12 protein-coding genes are annotated in these 15,669 nt (G+C 64.2%); 11 read left to right on the top strand and 1 reads right to left on the bottom strand.

Annotated elements, in window-relative coordinates:
- The first annotated feature begins 19 nt into the window (after positions 1–19).
- Positions 20–1,531: a tripartite tricarboxylate transporter permease gene (locus G6P99_RS31860; protein ID WP_165124709.1), complete on the top strand. Its 1,512-nt coding sequence runs from the start codon at positions 20–22 to the stop codon at positions 1,529–1,531.
- A 102-nt stretch (positions 1,532–1,633) separates the two neighbouring features.
- Here the strand turns inward: G6P99_RS31860 and G6P99_RS31855 are convergent, their stop codons facing one another.
- Positions 1,634–2,827, bottom strand: a complete 1,194-nt coding sequence (locus G6P99_RS31855; protein WP_165124706.1) for a CaiB/BaiF CoA transferase family protein — start codon at positions 2,825–2,827, stop codon at positions 1,634–1,636.
- Between the two features lie 307 nt (positions 2,828–3,134).
- Between G6P99_RS31855 and G6P99_RS31850 the strand changes: the two genes are divergently transcribed.
- The 10 genes from G6P99_RS31850 (at position 3,135) to G6P99_RS31805 (ending at position 15,626) form a co-directional block, all read left to right on the top strand.
- Positions 3,135–4,688 carry a lipopolysaccharide biosynthesis protein gene (locus tag G6P99_RS31850; protein ID WP_165124703.1) on the top strand — a complete coding sequence of 518 codons (1,554 nt, stop codon included), beginning with the start codon at positions 3,135–3,137 and terminating at the stop codon, positions 4,686–4,688.
- A 2-nt stretch (positions 4,689–4,690) separates the two neighbouring features.
- Positions 4,691–6,529 (top strand): asparagine synthase (glutamine-hydrolyzing), encoded by a 1,839-nt coding sequence (gene asnB, locus G6P99_RS31845; protein ID WP_165124700.1) that lies wholly within the window; start codon positions 4,691–4,693, stop codon positions 6,527–6,529.
- A gap of 3 nt (positions 6,530–6,532) precedes the next feature.
- Complete coding sequence (locus G6P99_RS31840) at positions 6,533–7,630, top strand: glycosyltransferase (protein ID WP_165124697.1); 1,098 nt, start codon at positions 6,533–6,535, stop codon at positions 7,628–7,630.
- 130 nt (positions 7,631–7,760) lie between these two features.
- Positions 7,761–8,366, top strand: a complete 606-nt coding sequence (locus G6P99_RS31835; protein WP_165124694.1) for an acyltransferase — start codon at positions 7,761–7,763, stop codon at positions 8,364–8,366.
- Positions 8,356–9,207: a class I SAM-dependent methyltransferase gene (locus tag G6P99_RS31830; protein ID WP_165124691.1), complete on the top strand. Its 852-nt coding sequence runs from the start codon at positions 8,356–8,358 to the stop codon at positions 9,205–9,207. Before G6P99_RS31835 ends, G6P99_RS31830 begins: the two co-directional genes overlap by 11 nt.
- A 3-nt stretch (positions 9,208–9,210) precedes the next feature.
- Positions 9,211–10,140 (top strand): NAD-dependent epimerase/dehydratase family protein, encoded by a 930-nt coding sequence (locus G6P99_RS31825; RefSeq protein WP_165124688.1) that lies wholly within the window; start codon positions 9,211–9,213, stop codon positions 10,138–10,140.
- A gap of 11 nt (positions 10,141–10,151) precedes the next feature.
- On the top strand, positions 10,152–11,321 hold the full coding sequence (locus G6P99_RS31820; protein ID WP_246709668.1) for a glycosyltransferase family 4 protein: 1,170 nt from the start codon (positions 10,152–10,154) through the stop codon (positions 11,319–11,321).
- Positions 11,322–11,497: 176 nt separating this feature from the next.
- Positions 11,498–13,312, top strand: a complete 1,815-nt coding sequence (gene asnB / locus G6P99_RS31815) for an asparagine synthase (glutamine-hydrolyzing) (protein WP_165124682.1) — start codon at positions 11,498–11,500, stop codon at positions 13,310–13,312.
- Entirely contained in the window at positions 13,309–14,412 is a 1,104-nt protein-coding gene (locus tag G6P99_RS31810) for a glycosyltransferase family 4 protein (RefSeq protein ID WP_165124679.1), read from the top strand. The genes asnB (G6P99_RS31815) and G6P99_RS31810 overlap by 4 nt, the downstream gene beginning before the upstream one ends.
- Positions 14,409–15,626 carry a glycosyltransferase family 4 protein gene (locus G6P99_RS31805; protein WP_165124676.1) on the top strand — a complete coding sequence of 406 codons (1,218 nt, stop codon included), beginning with the start codon at positions 14,409–14,411 and terminating at the stop codon, positions 15,624–15,626. Before G6P99_RS31810 ends, G6P99_RS31805 begins: the two co-directional genes overlap by 4 nt.
- Positions 15,627–15,669: the final 43 nt, after the last annotated feature.

The following is a 15,669-nucleotide window of genomic DNA, read 5'->3' as shown; positions in this document are numbered from 1 at the left end:
ACCGACAGGATTTCGGGACATGGAAGCCTTCGGTCTGTTGCTGCACGGCTTTGCCGTCCTGCTGACGTGGAAGACGCTGCTGTTGATGATGGTCGGCCTCGTGCTCGGCATCTTCGTCGGTGTCTTGCCCGGGCTTGGTGGCCCCAACGGCGTCGCGATCCTGCTGCCGCTGACCTTCACGATGGATCCGACCTCCGCCATCGTGATGCTGTCCTGCATCTACTGGGGCGCGCTGTTCGGTGGCGCCATCACGTCGATCCTGTTCAATATCCCCGGCGAGGCCTGGTCGGTCGCGACCACCTTCGACGGCTATCCGATGGCGCAGCAGGGCAGGGCGGCCGAAGCGCTCACCGCGGCGTTCACCTCGTCTTTCATCGGCTCGCTGGTCGCGGTGCTCCTGATCACCTTCCTGGCGCCGATGATCTCGTCGTTCGCGTTGAAGTTCGGCCCGCCGGAGTTCTTCGCCGTCTACCTGCTAACGTTCTGCTCGTTCGTCGGCCTCGGCCGCGAGGCCAAGCACAAGACAGTGATCTCGATGTCGCTCGGGCTGCTGCTTGCCGGCGTCGGCATGGATACGGTGTCCGGGCAGTTGCGCATGACGTTCGGCTCGGCGGAGCTGCTGCGGGGCATCAACTTCCTCGTCGCGGTGATCGGCCTGTTCGGCATCAGCGAGATCCTGCTCACGATGGAGGAGCGCCTGGCGCTGCGCGGGCATGCCGCCGGCATCAGCCTGCGGGTCGTGCTGTCGGTGTGGAAGGACCTGCCGAAATACTGGGTGACGCTGCTGCGCTCGTCGGTGATCGGCTGCTGGCTCGGGATCACGCCGGGCGGCGCGATCGCGGCCTCCTTCATGGGCTACAACCTCGCCAAGCGCTTCGCCAAGGATCCGGAAAGTTTCGGCAAGGGCCGCATCGAGGGCGTGTTCGCGCCGGAGACTGCCGCCCACGCCTCGGGCACCTCGGCGCTGTTGCCGATGCTCGCGCTCGGCATTCCCGGCTCGGGGACTGCTGCGATCCTGCTTGGCGGCCTGATGGTGTGGGGCCTCAACCCGGGCCCGCTGCTGTTCATCGAGCACAAGGACTTCGTCTGGGGCCTGATCGCCTCGATGTATCTCGGCAACGTCGTTGGCCTGGTGCTGGTGCTGACCACCGTGCCGATCTTCGCCTCGATCCTCCGGGTACCGTTCGCGGCGGTCGCGCCGATGATCGTGGTGTCCTGCGCGATCGGCGCCTATGCGATCCAGAATGCGATGTTCGATATCTGGCTGATGCTGGGCTTCGGTGTCGTCGGCTACGTCTTCAAGAAGATCGGCATTCCGCTTGCGCCATTCACCCTCGCGCTGGTGCTCGGCAGCCGCGCCGAGGATGCGTTCCGTCTCTCGATGATCGGTTCTGGCGGTGACATGAAGGTGTTCTGGTCGAACGGCCTCGTCGGCACCATCACGACCTTGGCGATCGTGCTGCTGTTCTGGCCGGTGATCGATCGGGCCTTTGCCGGCGTCGCGCGTCTGGTGCGGCCGGCAAAGGCGTAAGGCGTCAGAGCGTTTTCGAGCGAAGTGGACACCGGTTCGCGTGAAGAAAACGCGTCAAGACAATAATCTAGAGCTCCGTTCCGATTCTATCGGAACGCAGCTCTAGACGACCTTGCGCTGCCGGAGCTCGGCGATCTCGTCCTTGTCGAAGCCGAATTCGGCCAGCAGCTCCTCGGTCTGCTCGCCGAATTCCGGCGGACGGGCCGCCATTTTGCTGGGGGTCCGCGACAGCGTCACGGGCTGGCTGACCAGCTGGATATGCCGGTTCTCGTCATTGGGCACGTGCTGGGCCATGCCGAGATGCTTGACCTGGGCATCCTCGAACATCTGGTCGATCGCGTAGATCGGCCCGCACGGCACGCCGGCGGCGTTCAGCTCCTGCACCCAGGTTTCGGTCGACTTCTTCTGGGTCAGCGCGTCGATCCGCGCGTTGAGCGCGTCGCGGTTCTTCGAGCGCGCCGGTGCGGTCGCATAGTCGGGGTCGATGACCAGATCGGGCGCGCCGATCGCCTGCGCGCAGCGCTCCCAGATCCGGCCCCCGGTGGTGGCGATGTTGATGTAGCCGTCGGAGGTCTTGAACACGCCGGTCGGGATCGAGGTCGGATGGTTGTTGCCGGCCTGCTTGGCCACTTCCTTTTCCATCAGCCAGCGCGCCGCCTGGAAATCCAGCATGAAGATCTGCGCCTGCAGCAGCGAGGTCTGCACCCATTGGCCTTCGCCGGAAACATCGCGCTCCAGCAGCGCGGTCAGGATGCCGAGCGCACAGAACAGGCCCGCGGTCAGGTCAGCAACGGGAATGCCGACCCGCATCGGCCCCTCGCCGGGCGCGCCGGTCACCGACATCAGGCCGCCCATGCCCTGCGCGATCTGATCGAACCCCGGGCGCTTGTGATAGGGGCCGTCCTGGCCGAAGCCGGAGATGCTGCCATAGACGATCCGCGGATTGATCTTGCGGATGCTCTCATAGTCGATACCGAGCTTGGCCTTGACGTCCGGCCGGAAGTTTTCGACCACGACATCGGCCTGTTCGGCCAGCCGCTTGAACACCTCGAGCCCTTTGGGGTCTTTCAGGTTCAGCGTCATGGCGCGCTTGTTGCGATGCAGGTTCTGGAAGTCGGACCCGCCGCGGGGACCGCCCGGCTGCTCGCCGCCACTGTCCTCCAGCAGCGCATCGATCTTGATGACGTTGGCACCCCAGTCGGCGAGCTGGCGCACGCAGGTCGGCCCCGACCGGACCCGGGTCAAATCCAGCACGGTGAAACGGGACAGGGCTTGGGATGCGCGGGGAAAGGGCATTGAGACACCTCTTGTTTGGCGGGCCGCTCTGGGGGCTACTGCCTATCTGCCTTAGACAATTTGGCTGACCTTTCCAACTGTTACCCGGACGACAGGCCGGGCCGGAAACAAACAGCCATGGTTCCGTGGAGATCGGTTCGTCCCTTGGCGGTGATTTGGGCCTGAGCCGGGCCTGCTCGCCGGCACTACCATCTGCCAACCCTCGACAATCACCCCGGCGGCTGCTAGCCCGTCGCCGAGCCGAGCGGGTTTTGCCCTTATGGAATAGGCACTTGAAGCGTATCGAAGCGATGGACCGAAAACGGGCATGGAGGTGAAGCAAGGTCCATCCCATCTGCTCGGCAACTCGGCATGGAACGCGACTGCCTTCGCGGTCGCAGTGCTGCTCAATCTTGCGATCCTCCCATTCGTGATTTTCCGCCTCGGCCTCGCCGCGTTCGGCGTTGCCGGCCTGGTGACGGCGTGCGTCGCGCCCGCGCTGATGTTCAGCAACGCGCTCGGCCTCTCCACGACGCGTGAGCTCGCGCAACGATTGGAACCGTCCGACCGTGACCAGGCGCGGCGATTTTTTGCGACCGCCCTTGCGCTCGCCCTCGTCGTGGGCGGCCTGATCGCGGTAGTGCTCAGCCTTGTGGGCGCGCCGCTCGCACGATTGGGATTTCACCTGGGGGGCCCGGCTGGCGACGACCTGGGGCTTGCCTTTGCATTGGCCGGCGCCGGTTGGCTGTGCCAGTGCCTGTTCGCGGTCTTCCTCTCGCTGTTCACGGCGCGCCAGGATTATCGGCGGATCGCGTCGATCAGCATCACGGGCACGGTGGTGACGACGATGTCGATGCTGCTGCTGATCCCGCATGCGCCGCGCGCCTCGACGTTCCTCGGTTGCCAGGCATTGGGCTTCGCAACGAATTTCCTGATGGCCGTCGCCTGGTCGCGGCACGCGATCGGTGACTGGCTGGCACGGCCGGCGCTCGATCGCAGCGCGCTGCGTGCACTGGTCAGGCTTGGCGGCTGGCAGGTTGCCGCGCAAAGCGGCGCGCTGTTCGCTGGCCAGGCGGACCGCTATCTGCTCGGCGCGCTGCTGCAGCCGCAATTCGTCGGCTTCTACAGTGTTGCGCAGCGGCTGGAGGAGGCGGTCTATATCGGTGTGCTGAAGGTCGGCGAGATCCTGTTCCCGTTCTTCAGCACGCTGCAAAAGGAGGATGACGATCGCAAGGTCGACCTGCTGCTTCGCTCGTCCTGGATTCTCAATGTGCTTGCCGCGAGCGCGCTCGGTGGTCTGATCCCGGTCGCAGGCGCATTGCTGTATCGATGGACCGGCGCCGAGGTGGCGGCCGAGACGCAGCTGGTGCTGGTGGTGCTCGCGATCAGCGGGATATTGGGGTCCTGCGCCAACGTGTTTGCGTTCTATCTGCTGTCGCAGGGGCGCTCCAGTTCCAACGCGCTGATCTCGCTCGTCACCGGTGTCTTCACGCTGGCGACCAGCGCCGTCGCATTGCCGTATTTCGGCTGGCAGGCGGCCGGTTGGAGTACCTGCGTCGGGATGGTCGCGCAGATGGTCACCACGGTGCTACTGTTGCGGCGGACCTTCGGGCTTTCAGCCATGTGGTCGCGGATGCTGCATTTCGTCCTCGTCCCGCTCGGCACCGGGATCGCCGTTGCGCTGGCGCTGCGCTCCCAGCTTGGCCACACCTCATTCGACCACGCGCCGTCATGGTGGTATGTGGTGTCGCTCTACGGCGTGTCGGCGGCGGCAATCTTCGTCGCCGCCGTCGCCGTGTCGCAGCTTGGTCCCTATCGTGCCGTCTGCTCGCGGGACCTCCGCATCATCATCACCCGCTTCTTGCCCTTCAAGGCCGCCTAGACATGTGTGGTATCGCAGGCATCGTCAATCTGCGTGGCTCCGCCGTGGAGCCGGCCGAGATCTCGCGGCTCACCAGTCTGATCGCGCATCGCGGTCCGTTCGGCGAGGGCATCTGGTTCAACGCCAAGCGAAACGTCGCCTTCGGCCATCGCCGGCTCGCCATCATCGACCCCGGCGAGGGTGGCTATCAGCCGATGGTCTCTGGCGATGGCCGCCATGTGATCGTCTACAATGGCGAGATCTATAACTTCCTCGAATTGCGCCGCGAGCTCGAGGCGAAGGGCGCGGTGTTCCGCAGCCAGTCCGATACCGAAGTGATCCTTGCCGCCTGGCAGGCGTGGGGCGAGGACATGCTGCTGCGCTTCAACGGCATGTGGGCGCTGGCGATCTACGACACGGTCACGGATGATCTGTTCCTTGCGCGTGATCGTTTCGGCATCAAGCCGATGCTCTATGCGCTGTCGTCCGAGCGGTTCGTGTTCGCGTCCGAGCAGCGGGCACTGGCGCGGAGCGGGCTGGTTGAGACGTCGCTTGACGTCGACGTGGCGCGGCGGCTGTTGCTTGATCCGTTCGGGATCGAAGGCAGCGAGCGGACCCTGTTCGCGCAGCTGCGCCGCCTGCAGGGCGGCCACTGCATGTGGCTGCGCCAAGGCAAGGTGCAGGTGCGCCGCTGGTGGCGAACCGTGGATCACCTGCCTGATGTCCCGGCCGGCGAGGCCGAACGTGTGGCGCGCTTTCGTGAGCTGTTTCAGGACTCCGTGGCGCTGCGCATGCGCAGCGACGTACCGATCGGCACCTGCCTGTCCGGCGGCTTCGACTCGTCCGCGGTGATCTGCACCATGGCGACGCATGAGAAGGCCGGCATGGGACCGCGCGACAGCACCGCCTGGCGGCACGCCTTCGTCGCGACCTTTCCCGGCGACAGCAATGACGAGCGGCCGATGGCGGAGGAAGCGGCCGCATGGGCCGGGGTGGCGCCGAGCTTTCTTGAGATCGGCCGCTCTGATGCGCTAACCGACCTCGACCGGATCCTCGACGACAATGACGACGTCTATATTGGGCTGCCGAGCGCGCCGTGGCTGATCTATCGCGAGCTCCGGCGCCAGAACGTCACTGTGTCGCTTGACGGTCACGGCGCGGATGAACTGATGGGCGCCTATCTGCAGGAGGGGCAGTCGGCCGCATTCCGGATCCGGAATGCGGCGGCCGCGCTCACGTCACGATCGAAGCTGGCGCAGCGGGGCATCGACTTCTTGCGGGCGCAGATGATCAGGCGGCAGGGGTATTACTTCCTGCGTGGCGGCGCGGCGGCGATGCCCGCACCGTTGCCGCTGGTCGCCGAGGATGACGAAATGCCGAGTGCGTGGGGCGCGCTGAACCGGCGTCTCTACCGCATGTTCCATTCGACCACGCTGCCCACCATCCTGCGCAATTTCGACCGGCTTTCGATGGCGCATGGGATCGAGGTCAGGATGCCATTCATGGACTGGCGGCTGGTCACCTACACGATGGCGCTGCCGGAAACGAGCAAGTCGGCCGACGGCATCACCAAGGTGGTGGCGCGGCAGGCGATGGCAAACCTGATGCCCGAGAGCATCCGCACCGCGCGCCGCAAGGTCGGATTCAACTCGCCGATGCCGGAATGGCTGAACGGGCCGTTGGCGGGCTGGACCGCGGAGCTGCTCGATCGGAAGGTCCCTGCATTTGCCGAGTTCATCGACGAGGTGCCGCTTCGAAAGGCGGTCGGCCGCTTGACGGCATCGCAAAGCTGGGGTTGGGAATCCGTCGGCCGGATCTGGCCGTATCTGAACATGAAGTGGATGTTGGCGAGGTCCGCGTAAGCAATGCGTCTGTTCCAGAACAGCGGTCTCTATCCGTCTTATCTGCCGCGGCTAAACCAGCTTGCGGCAAAGGCGTCGACCTTCGCCGCGCGGCGCGACGTGTTCCTGCATGATCGCTTTGGCGCGGCGCATTTCCTCAAGCCGGTGCTCGACCGCGCACCCGAAGCCTTCTTCACCAATGGCGACGACGAAGTGCTGCAGCGCCGATGGGCGCATGAGCAGGGCATCAAGGGGACGCAGACGCTCGAGGCAATCCTGCTTGCGCAGATCGAGCATCACGGAACCGAGGTGTTCTACAATCTCGATCCAGTGCGCTATCCGAGCGCGTTCGTCGCCAAGCTTCCCGGTTGCGTCAAGAAGACATTGTGCTGGCGCGCGGCACCCTCCGGAAATGCCGACCTGACCGCCTATGGCGCGGTGCTTGGAAACTTCCCTTCGATCCTCGAGGCCTGGCGCAGCAAGGGGTGCCGGGCAGAGCTGTTCTTCCCTGCGGTCGATCCGGTGATGGAGCAATACGGCCACGGCGAACGGCCGATCGACGTGGCGTTTGTCGGTGGATATTCGCGGCACCACAGCGCGCGGGGCCGGACGCTCGAGCAGGTCGCGGCGCTGGCGGCTGATCGCAACATCGTGTTCTGCCTCGATGCATCGCGGCTGACACGGCTTGCCGAAAGCCCGGTCGGACGATTATTGCCGCTGGGGAAGCACCGGCGTCCCGAGGTCATCGCGCGGATCGCGAGGTTGCCGCTGTTCGGCAGGGACCTCTACGATCTCTTCGGATCGGCGAAGATCGTGCTCAACGGCGCAATCGACATGGCCGGCAACGATCGCGGCAACATGCGCTGCTTCGAGGCGATGGGCTGCGGAGCGCTGCTCGTGTCGGACGCCGGCAATTATCCGGAGGGGATGGAGGATGGCGTCACGATGCGCACCTACGACGCTCCTGAAAGGGCCGCCGAGGCGATTTCAAGCAGCCTGCAGGATTGGCCACATTGGGCCGGGATCGCTGTAACCGGCAGGAGGCGCGTGCAGGAGACCTACAGCAAGGCCTCGCAATGGGCACAGTTTATCGATCTCGTCGCGCGGATTGGGCCGTGCTAGACCATCGTAGCGGGAGCTTGCGGGATGGCCCGATGCTGAAAATATGGGGTGATGACATGACTTGCGGGTTGAGGTGGCCGGACTTGCGGGCCCGGATCGCCGGCCAACTGGCTCGCCTTCCGTAAGCCGCATGAATCTCGATTTCCTGATCCAGCGATTAACCGGCCGCAATTTCGACTATCTCGTCCAGCGGTTGATCGGCCGTGCCACCTGCCGGCTGCAGGACGGCGCAGTGCTTGGCACTAGCGCGAGAGTTAAGAACATCGTCGGCGACACCGACAGGATCGTGGTTGGATGCCATAGCCGGATTCTCGGAGAGCTTATGACGTTCGCTCATGGCGGTGAGGTGCGGATCGGCGAGTGGTGCTATGTTGGAGAGGGGACACGGATCTGGTCCGCGGTGTCCATCGAAATCGGAGACCGTGTTCTCATCTCGCATTCGGCGAACGTCTTCGACAGCCTCACGCATCCGCTGCGCGCAGCGGAGCGGCATCAGCAAGTCAAACAGATTTTCACGCGCGGCCATCCGCGCGACATCTCGCTTGACGAGCGTCCTGTCCGGATTTGCGATGATGCCTGGATTGGGGCCGGTGCAATGGTTTTGCGCGGCGTCACGGTGGGGCAGGGCGCCGTTGTCGCGGCCGGTGCGGTCGTGACTAGGGATGTTCCGGCGTTTTCGATCGTTGCGGGAAATCCGGCCGTCCTGGTGAGGGAGCTTGGCCCCGATGAGCGGTGAGCGCAAGTTTACTACCTGGGAGGAAGCAGTGATCTGGCTGCGCAATCAGCCGGACCAGCGCCAGCTCGTGCTCGACGCGTTTTACGACGATCCGCTGATCGGCGCTGCCGAGCGTTATTTCCGGAGCTCCGAGTGGCAGGCGGTTGCCGCGCTGCTGGCGGGCCGGACTGGTGCCGCGCTCGACGTCGGTGCCGGCCGCGGCATCGCGAGCTACGCGCTCGCCCGAAGCGGCTTTGCCGTGACTGCGCTCGAGCCGGATCACAGCGCGATCGTGGGTGCGGCGGCGATCCGCGAGCTGGCGGCGCAGACGCAATTGCCAATCCGGGTGGTCGAAGAGTTTTCCGAGCGGCTGCCGTTCGCCGATGCGACCTTCGATCTGGTCTTCGCCCGTGCCGTGCTGCACCATACGCGCGATCTCGAAGGTGCATGCCGGGAGATGTTCCGCGTGTTGCGGCCCGGCGGCATGCTGATCGCGGCGCGCGAACATGTCATCACCAAGGAGGCCGATCTTCCGCGGTTCCTTGCGCAGCATCCGCTGCATCATCTTTACGGCGGCGAGCATGCCTTCCTGCTCGATCGCTACACCGGCGCGCTGACCGCCGCGGGATTTTCCGCGATTGACGCGCTGGCGCCGCTGCAAAGCCCGATCAACCTGTTTCCCTATACGCTGGACACGCTGAGAGCAGCGATCGTGACCAAGTTGACGCAAAAGGTTCCGGTGGCGCCGCTGTGGCGAACCGCGCTTGCGTCACGCCAGGTCTTCGTCTCACTGCTGTCGATGGCCGAACGTTTCGACAATCGACCTGGCCGGCTCTACTCCTTCGTCTGTCACAAGGCCTGAGCGATGATCGTCTGGGTCACCGGCGCCAACGGGTTCATCGGCCGCCATCTCGTGCATGAATTGGCTGCGACGGGCCATGAGGTGCATGGCGTCGGGCACGGGGCACTCGATGCAGCGGAAGCCCGGCGCCTTGGTTTGCAGAGCTGGATCAACGGTGAGATTGACGCGGCCAATCTCAACACGCTTGCCGCTGCGCATGGGTTGCCGACGCAGGTCTTTCATCTGGCCGGTGGATCATCCGTCGGCGTCTCGATCGAGCGGCCGTTCGAGGATTTTTCGCGGACCGTCGCCAGCACAGCGCGGCTGCTCGAATGGCTGCGCGGATCCGCGCCGGATTGCGCAGTGATCGCCGCGTCGAGTGCGGCCGTTTATGGCGCCGACCATATCGGCCCGATCGCTGAAAGTGTCGTGCCGGCTCCGATGTCGCCCTATGGGCAGCACAAGCTCATGATGGAGCAATTGTGCCGGAGCTACGCGCGGTCGTTCGGCCTCGGTTGCACCGTCGTACGGCTGTTCTCGGTCTTTGGTCCCAACCTGCGCAAACAATTGCTCTGGGACATCTGCTCGCGGCTGAAGGCCGGGGAGCAGGTGCTCACCCTCGGCGGGACGGGTAACGAGATACGCGACTGGACCGACGTTCGCGACGTCGTCCGACTGCTTGCCGGCCTCGCGGAAGCGTCGCCGCAGCAGACTTTCCGAATCATCAACGGCGGTTCGGGCCAAGGGACGAGCGTTGCCGACATCGCCGCCGGCCTGATCGGGCAGTGGGGCAGCAACACCGTCGTGCGACACTCAGGAGTAAGCCGGCCTGGCGATCCCGTGAGCCTGCTGGCGGACGATGCGATGTTGCGCCAAATCGGGTTCGATTGGCGCATTCCTCTTGCTCAGGGCCTTGCCGACTACGTGACGTGGTTCAAGGGGCAGGCTTCGTGACGTCGCTCCCGTTGCGGATCGCGTTCAGTCACATTTCGCGCCGGCTTTGGGCCGGCGGATACAACTATCAGCGCAATCTGTTCGCGGCGCTTGCCTGGTCTCTGCCTGGCGAATTCGTTCCGGTCATCTTTGCCGGGAACACAGCCGATGAGAATGAACTCGCGGAGCTTGCCGCAACACCGGGTGTTGAGGTGGTCCGGTCGGCAGCATTCGATGGACAGCCAGGTTTAGCCGCGGCGCTGGGGCTTGGGCTGGACCCCGGAGCCGCCGCGGCGTTTCGCTCCGCGCGCGTCGATGTTGTTGTTGAAGCGGCACACTTCTTCGGCTGGCGGCTGGCTATCCCAGTAGTGGCGTGGATTCCGGACCTGCAACACCGATCTCTGCCTCAGCTCTTTCCGAGGATGGCACGCTGGCGCCGCGAAATCGGCTTTCGCGTCCAGATGGCGTCGGGCCGGACCATCATGCTGAGCAGCGAGAGTGCGCATCGCGATTTCAGGACCTACTATCCGCGCGCCGGGAACGATGTCTGCGTGGTTCGCTTCGCGACCCAGCCGCCGGCCGCCTTCCTGAACACGGATCCGTCCGAGGTGATCGCGAACTACGGCCTGCCGGAAAACTATTTCTACCTGCCCAATCAGTTCTACCGTCACAAGAACCACCAACTCGTGGTCGACGCGCTGACGATCCTGAAGGAGCGCGGCGCCAACGTGGTGGTCTGTGCTTCTGGCAGCACCGAGGACCGCCGCGAGCCGGGCTATTACGAACTGGTCAACGCGCAGGTTCGCGAGCGCGGCCTCGATGCGCATTTCCGCCATGTTGGGACGATCCCCTTGTCACACGTCTACGCGCTGCTGCGGGCAGCGACCGCACTGATCAATCCATCGCGTTTCGAGGGGTGGAGCACGACGGTCGAGGAGGCGAAGTCGTTCGGCGTTCCGATGATCCTGTCCGATCTCGACGTGCACAAGGAGCAGACCGACGGGGCTGCGCGCTATTTCGGCGTCAATGATCCGGTCGCGCTCGCGGACCACCTGATGCAAGTTTCACAGCAGGCGCGCGGGCTCGTCGTTCGGAACGTCGTCCCGCATCAGGACGACAGCGTCCGCGCCTTTGCGGCGAGTTTTGCGGGCACCATGCGACGGGCTGCCGGTCAGGAGATCAGTGAGCCAGTCGCAAGCTAGAAGCTGAGGTCGCGCAGCAGATCGCGCGGGCGCTGCTTCACCCGGTGAGGTTGACGTTCATCGCGTGAACGGGGTAGAGGAGAGCTCAGGCGCTGGGTCGGATGTCATGCCGCGGCGGCCAGACTGCGCGTCCCGTCGAATTGTCCACGAAACCCAGACGAACAGGTTAGTCCCACGTGTGCGGCATATTCGGCCTCATCGCCAAGAACGGGCTCGTTGATGCTGATCAAGTCGATCGACTGACCGATCTGGTCGCGCACCGCGGGCCGGATGGGCGCGGGGTGAGGGTCAATGGCAATGTCGGGTTGGGACACCGGCGCCTCGCCATCATCGATCTGACCGAAGACGGCGCGCAGCCGATGCGCGACAGGCTGCTTCCGATCTGGATCACTTACAACGGTGAAATCTACAACTACCTCGAGCTCCGCGCGGAACTCGAGGCGCTCGGACATGTCTTCCACACCGCTTCGGACACCGAGGTCTTGCTGGCCGGCTATGTCCACTGGGGCGAAAACTGCCTCGATCGCTTCAACGGCATGTGGTCGTTTGCAATCCATGACGAGCGCGACAATACGCTGTTCTGCGCGCGTGATCGCTTCGGTGTGAAGCCATTCTACTATGCCGAAACGGCGACGCAGTTCGCGTTCGGTTCTGAGATTCGCCAGTTGCTGCCGTTGATCGGGCGCTCCGTGGCCGACGACGATCTTGTCAGGGATTTTCTCGTCTGCGGCCTCAGCGACCATACCAACCGCACCTTCTTCAAGGGCATCGAGAAGCTCGCCCCCGGACACAAGATGCGCGTCGATGTCGCAACCGGCCGGATCAGGACCGAGCGCTATTATTCGCTGGCGCCTCGCCTGGACGTGGCTGACGGGCAGGATGCAGCCAGATTGCTGCGAGAGCTGCTCGACGACGCAACGCGTCTGCGCTTGCGGTCGGACGTTCGCGTCGGAACCTGCCTGTCGGGAGGACTGGACAGTTCGAGCGTTGCGACGCTGGCCGCAAGGCGCTATGCGACGACCTCCAACGATCGCTTCTTTGCCATCACCGCAGTCAGCGAGCAGGCCGCCAATAACGAGGAAGCGTACGCGGCCGAAATCGTGGCAAGCGCCGAGCTGAACTGGTTGCGCACCAAGCCGGGCTACGAGGATTTCGCCTCGACGGCGGAAACCCTGCTCGAGGTTCAGGAGGAGCCATTCGGAGGTCCCTCGATCATGATGCAGTACGAGGTGATGAAGACGGCGCGCGCGAACGGCGTGATTGTGCTTCTCGATGGTCAGGGCGGCGATGAAACGCTGCTCGGATATCATCGCTATTATGCGGCCTGGCTCCGCGACCACTTTCATCGCTCGGGCGTGCGCGGATTTTTCTCCGCCTTCGGCGCGGCCAGGAAGGCGGGCGTTTCAGCCAGCCGCCTGTTGATGTACTTGTTCGGCGCCAGCCTGGCGGGATTGCGAGCCGGCGTCTACCGTTGGCGATACGCATTCCTGAAGAGTCCAGCCCTGCCGGAGTCGCTTCGCCGTTTTGCGCGAAACACCAGCGATGCACGGGAGATGCAGGTTCTGGAGATCACCGAAACCAACCTGCCGATGCTGCTGCGCTTCGAGGACAAGAATTCGATGCGGTTCGGCATCGAAACACGGTTGCCATTCCTCGACTACCGCTTTGTCGAATTTTCACTGGGCTTGCCGACCAGGACCAAGATCAATCACGGCTGGACAAAATGGCCGCTCCGCGCAGCCATGCAGGATGTTCTTCCGGCCAACATCTGCTGGCGCAAGGACAAGATCGGCTTTGCTGCCCCCGATCAGCTCTGGCTCAACCGACACTCGCCGGCGATGTATGACAAGGTGATCGGCAGCGCGCTGCTTGCCCGCTACGTCGACATGGCTGCAGTGAAGAGGAAATTCCACCGGCTCGACCTCGGAATGCGCTGGCGGCTCTATTGCGTGGCGCTCTGGGGCGAACGCTTCCGGGTTGGAGCCCCATGAAGATCTGTATGCTGTCGAGTGTCCATTCGGCCAACGACATTCGAATTGTTGAGAAAGAAGCGCGAAGCCTGTCCGAGGCAGGTCACGAGGTGACCGTCGTGGCGCGGCCGCCGCGCCCAGGCGACATCGGACGCATCGCGTTCAAACTGATCGAGCAGCCCTCGGTCGCGCGCTGGAAGCGTCCGTGGGTCGCGGGGAGGGCGGCAATTGCACTTGCCCGCGTATCCGGCGCCGATGTCGTGCAATTCCACGATCCGGAACTGATCCCGTTCGCGCTCCTGCTCAAGAGCCGGCGCTGCAAGGTGGTCTATGACGTTCACGAGGACGTGCCGTCGGACATCCATTCCAAGCGATGGATTTGGCCCTGGATGCGGCCTCTCGTGGCGCGCGCGATGGAACTGGTGGAGCGGAGCGCCGCGCGGCGCTTTGATGCGATCGTGGCTGCGACACCGGCGATAGCGGATCGCTTTCACAGCTATGGCGCTGATGTCACGCTGGTCAGGAACACGGTGCGGCTCGACGAATTCATCGAGCCGACGCCGACCACAAAACGGCAGCGCCAGGCCGTTTATGTCGGCCGCATGAGTTTCGATCGCGGGCTGGTCGAAATGGTGGAAGCATGTGCCGCGGTGCGTCTGCCGCTCGTGCTCGCGGGAACCATCGGCCGCGAAGAACAAGCCTGGCTTGAGCAATCATCCGCCGACGTGTCATACAGGGGCAGGCTGGGACGTGGTGAGATCGCGACGCTGCTGAACGAAAGTCTCATCGGACTCAATCTGCTATTGCCCGAACCGAATTATTTGCTCTCACTTCCAACCAAGCTTTTTGAATATATGGCCGCTGGGCTACCTGTCATTTCGAGTGATTTGCCGAAATCCAAGGAGATCGTCGAGGCGGCGGGCTGCGGCATCGTCGTGTCGCTCAGGGATCGCGCGGCGCTGCTCGACAGCCTGTCCAGGCTCGCGGACGACCCTCAAATGGCGATCGGATTGGGGCTGGCGGGACGGGCGGCGGTTGCCCAGAATTTCAATTGGCAGCACGACGCAGCCGAGCTCAACGACCTCTACAGGCGATTTGCTTCGCCCGAGGCGGCGGCATGAACATCTGGCTGGTGCATCCTTTTGCCGGCGGACCCGGCCTGGGGCGTCACTATCGTCCGTTCTGGCTGGCAGACGCCTGGGGGAAGATGGGGCACCGGGTGGTGGTGGTCAGCGCCGCTTTCCATCATCTGCACAGGCAGCCGCGCGTTCCGGGGCCGCAGCGGATCAACGACATCGACTTCTGGTTTCTCGATACGCCGCGCTATGGCAGCGGCAGCCTCGGGCGGCTCCGCAACAATTTGAGCTTTGGACGGGCCTTCGGCTCGGCCGCGGCTGCAATTGCCGCACAGTTCGGCAAACCGGATCTGATGATCGCGTCGAGCCCACATCTGTTCTTCGTCTCAGCGGCGCATCAGGTCGCGCGGCGTTTCGATGCCAGGTTCTGGCTGGAGGTCCGCGACCTCTGGCCCGAGAGCATCATCGCGCTCGGAATGACCCCGGCATGGCATCCGCTGATGAAGGTGCTCGGCTGGAAGGAGCGCTCGGCGTATCGCGCGGCAGATCGCGTGATCTGTCTGCTGGCCGGAGCGGAACCCCATATGCGGGCACGTGGCTTGCCGGCCGGCAGGTTCCTGTGGATTCCGAACGGGGTCTCCGACGGCGAGATCCAGAGCGCGCTGACGATCGACAATCTTCGCCACCCCCTGACCGATCGCATCAATCTGCTGAAGCAGCAGGGCAGGCGCGTGGTGCTTTACGCCGGCGGCATGGGTCCTCCGAATGCCGTGGAGGCCATTCTCGATGTGGCTGCCATCCTCGGCAAATCGAACTCCGAGATTCGTTTCGTGATGATCGGTTCAGGGACCTCGCGAGCCGCGCTCGAGCAGCGGGCGGCCGCGCTTGGCAATGTGGAGTTTCACGATGAAGTCGACCGGTCGGTCGTTCACGGCATGCTGCATGCTTCCGATTGCGCGGTCGTCGCCTTCCACAAGAACGCGCTCTATCACCATGGCATCAGTCCCAACAAGCTGTTCGACTACTGCCTGTTCGCGCCGCGCAGCGTCATTGCCTGCGAAGAGCGGGCGCTGGCCGGGCTCGAGGATCTGGTGACCGCGCGATGCGCACCTGAAGATGCTGATGCGCTTGCGGCATCGCTGCGTGCCGCCCTCGACGGTCCGGCGCGTCCGCGCGGCGATCGTGTCGCTGCCGCGCAGCGATACAGCTATTCGACGCTCGCGGCGCAGTATCTGGCCGAGCCCCGTGATCCGGCCTGAAGTGTGGCCATTGCGACACAGGCTTGCGAGATAAATTCTTTTA

Origin of the sequence: Bradyrhizobium sp. 6(2017) (assembly GCF_011058295.2) — a bacterium.
Classification (GTDB): Bacteria; Pseudomonadota; Alphaproteobacteria; order Rhizobiales; family Xanthobacteraceae; genus Bradyrhizobium; species Bradyrhizobium septentrionale.
Note: the sequence above shows the minus strand (reverse complement) of the source record. Positions and strands in the feature narration are given on the sequence as shown.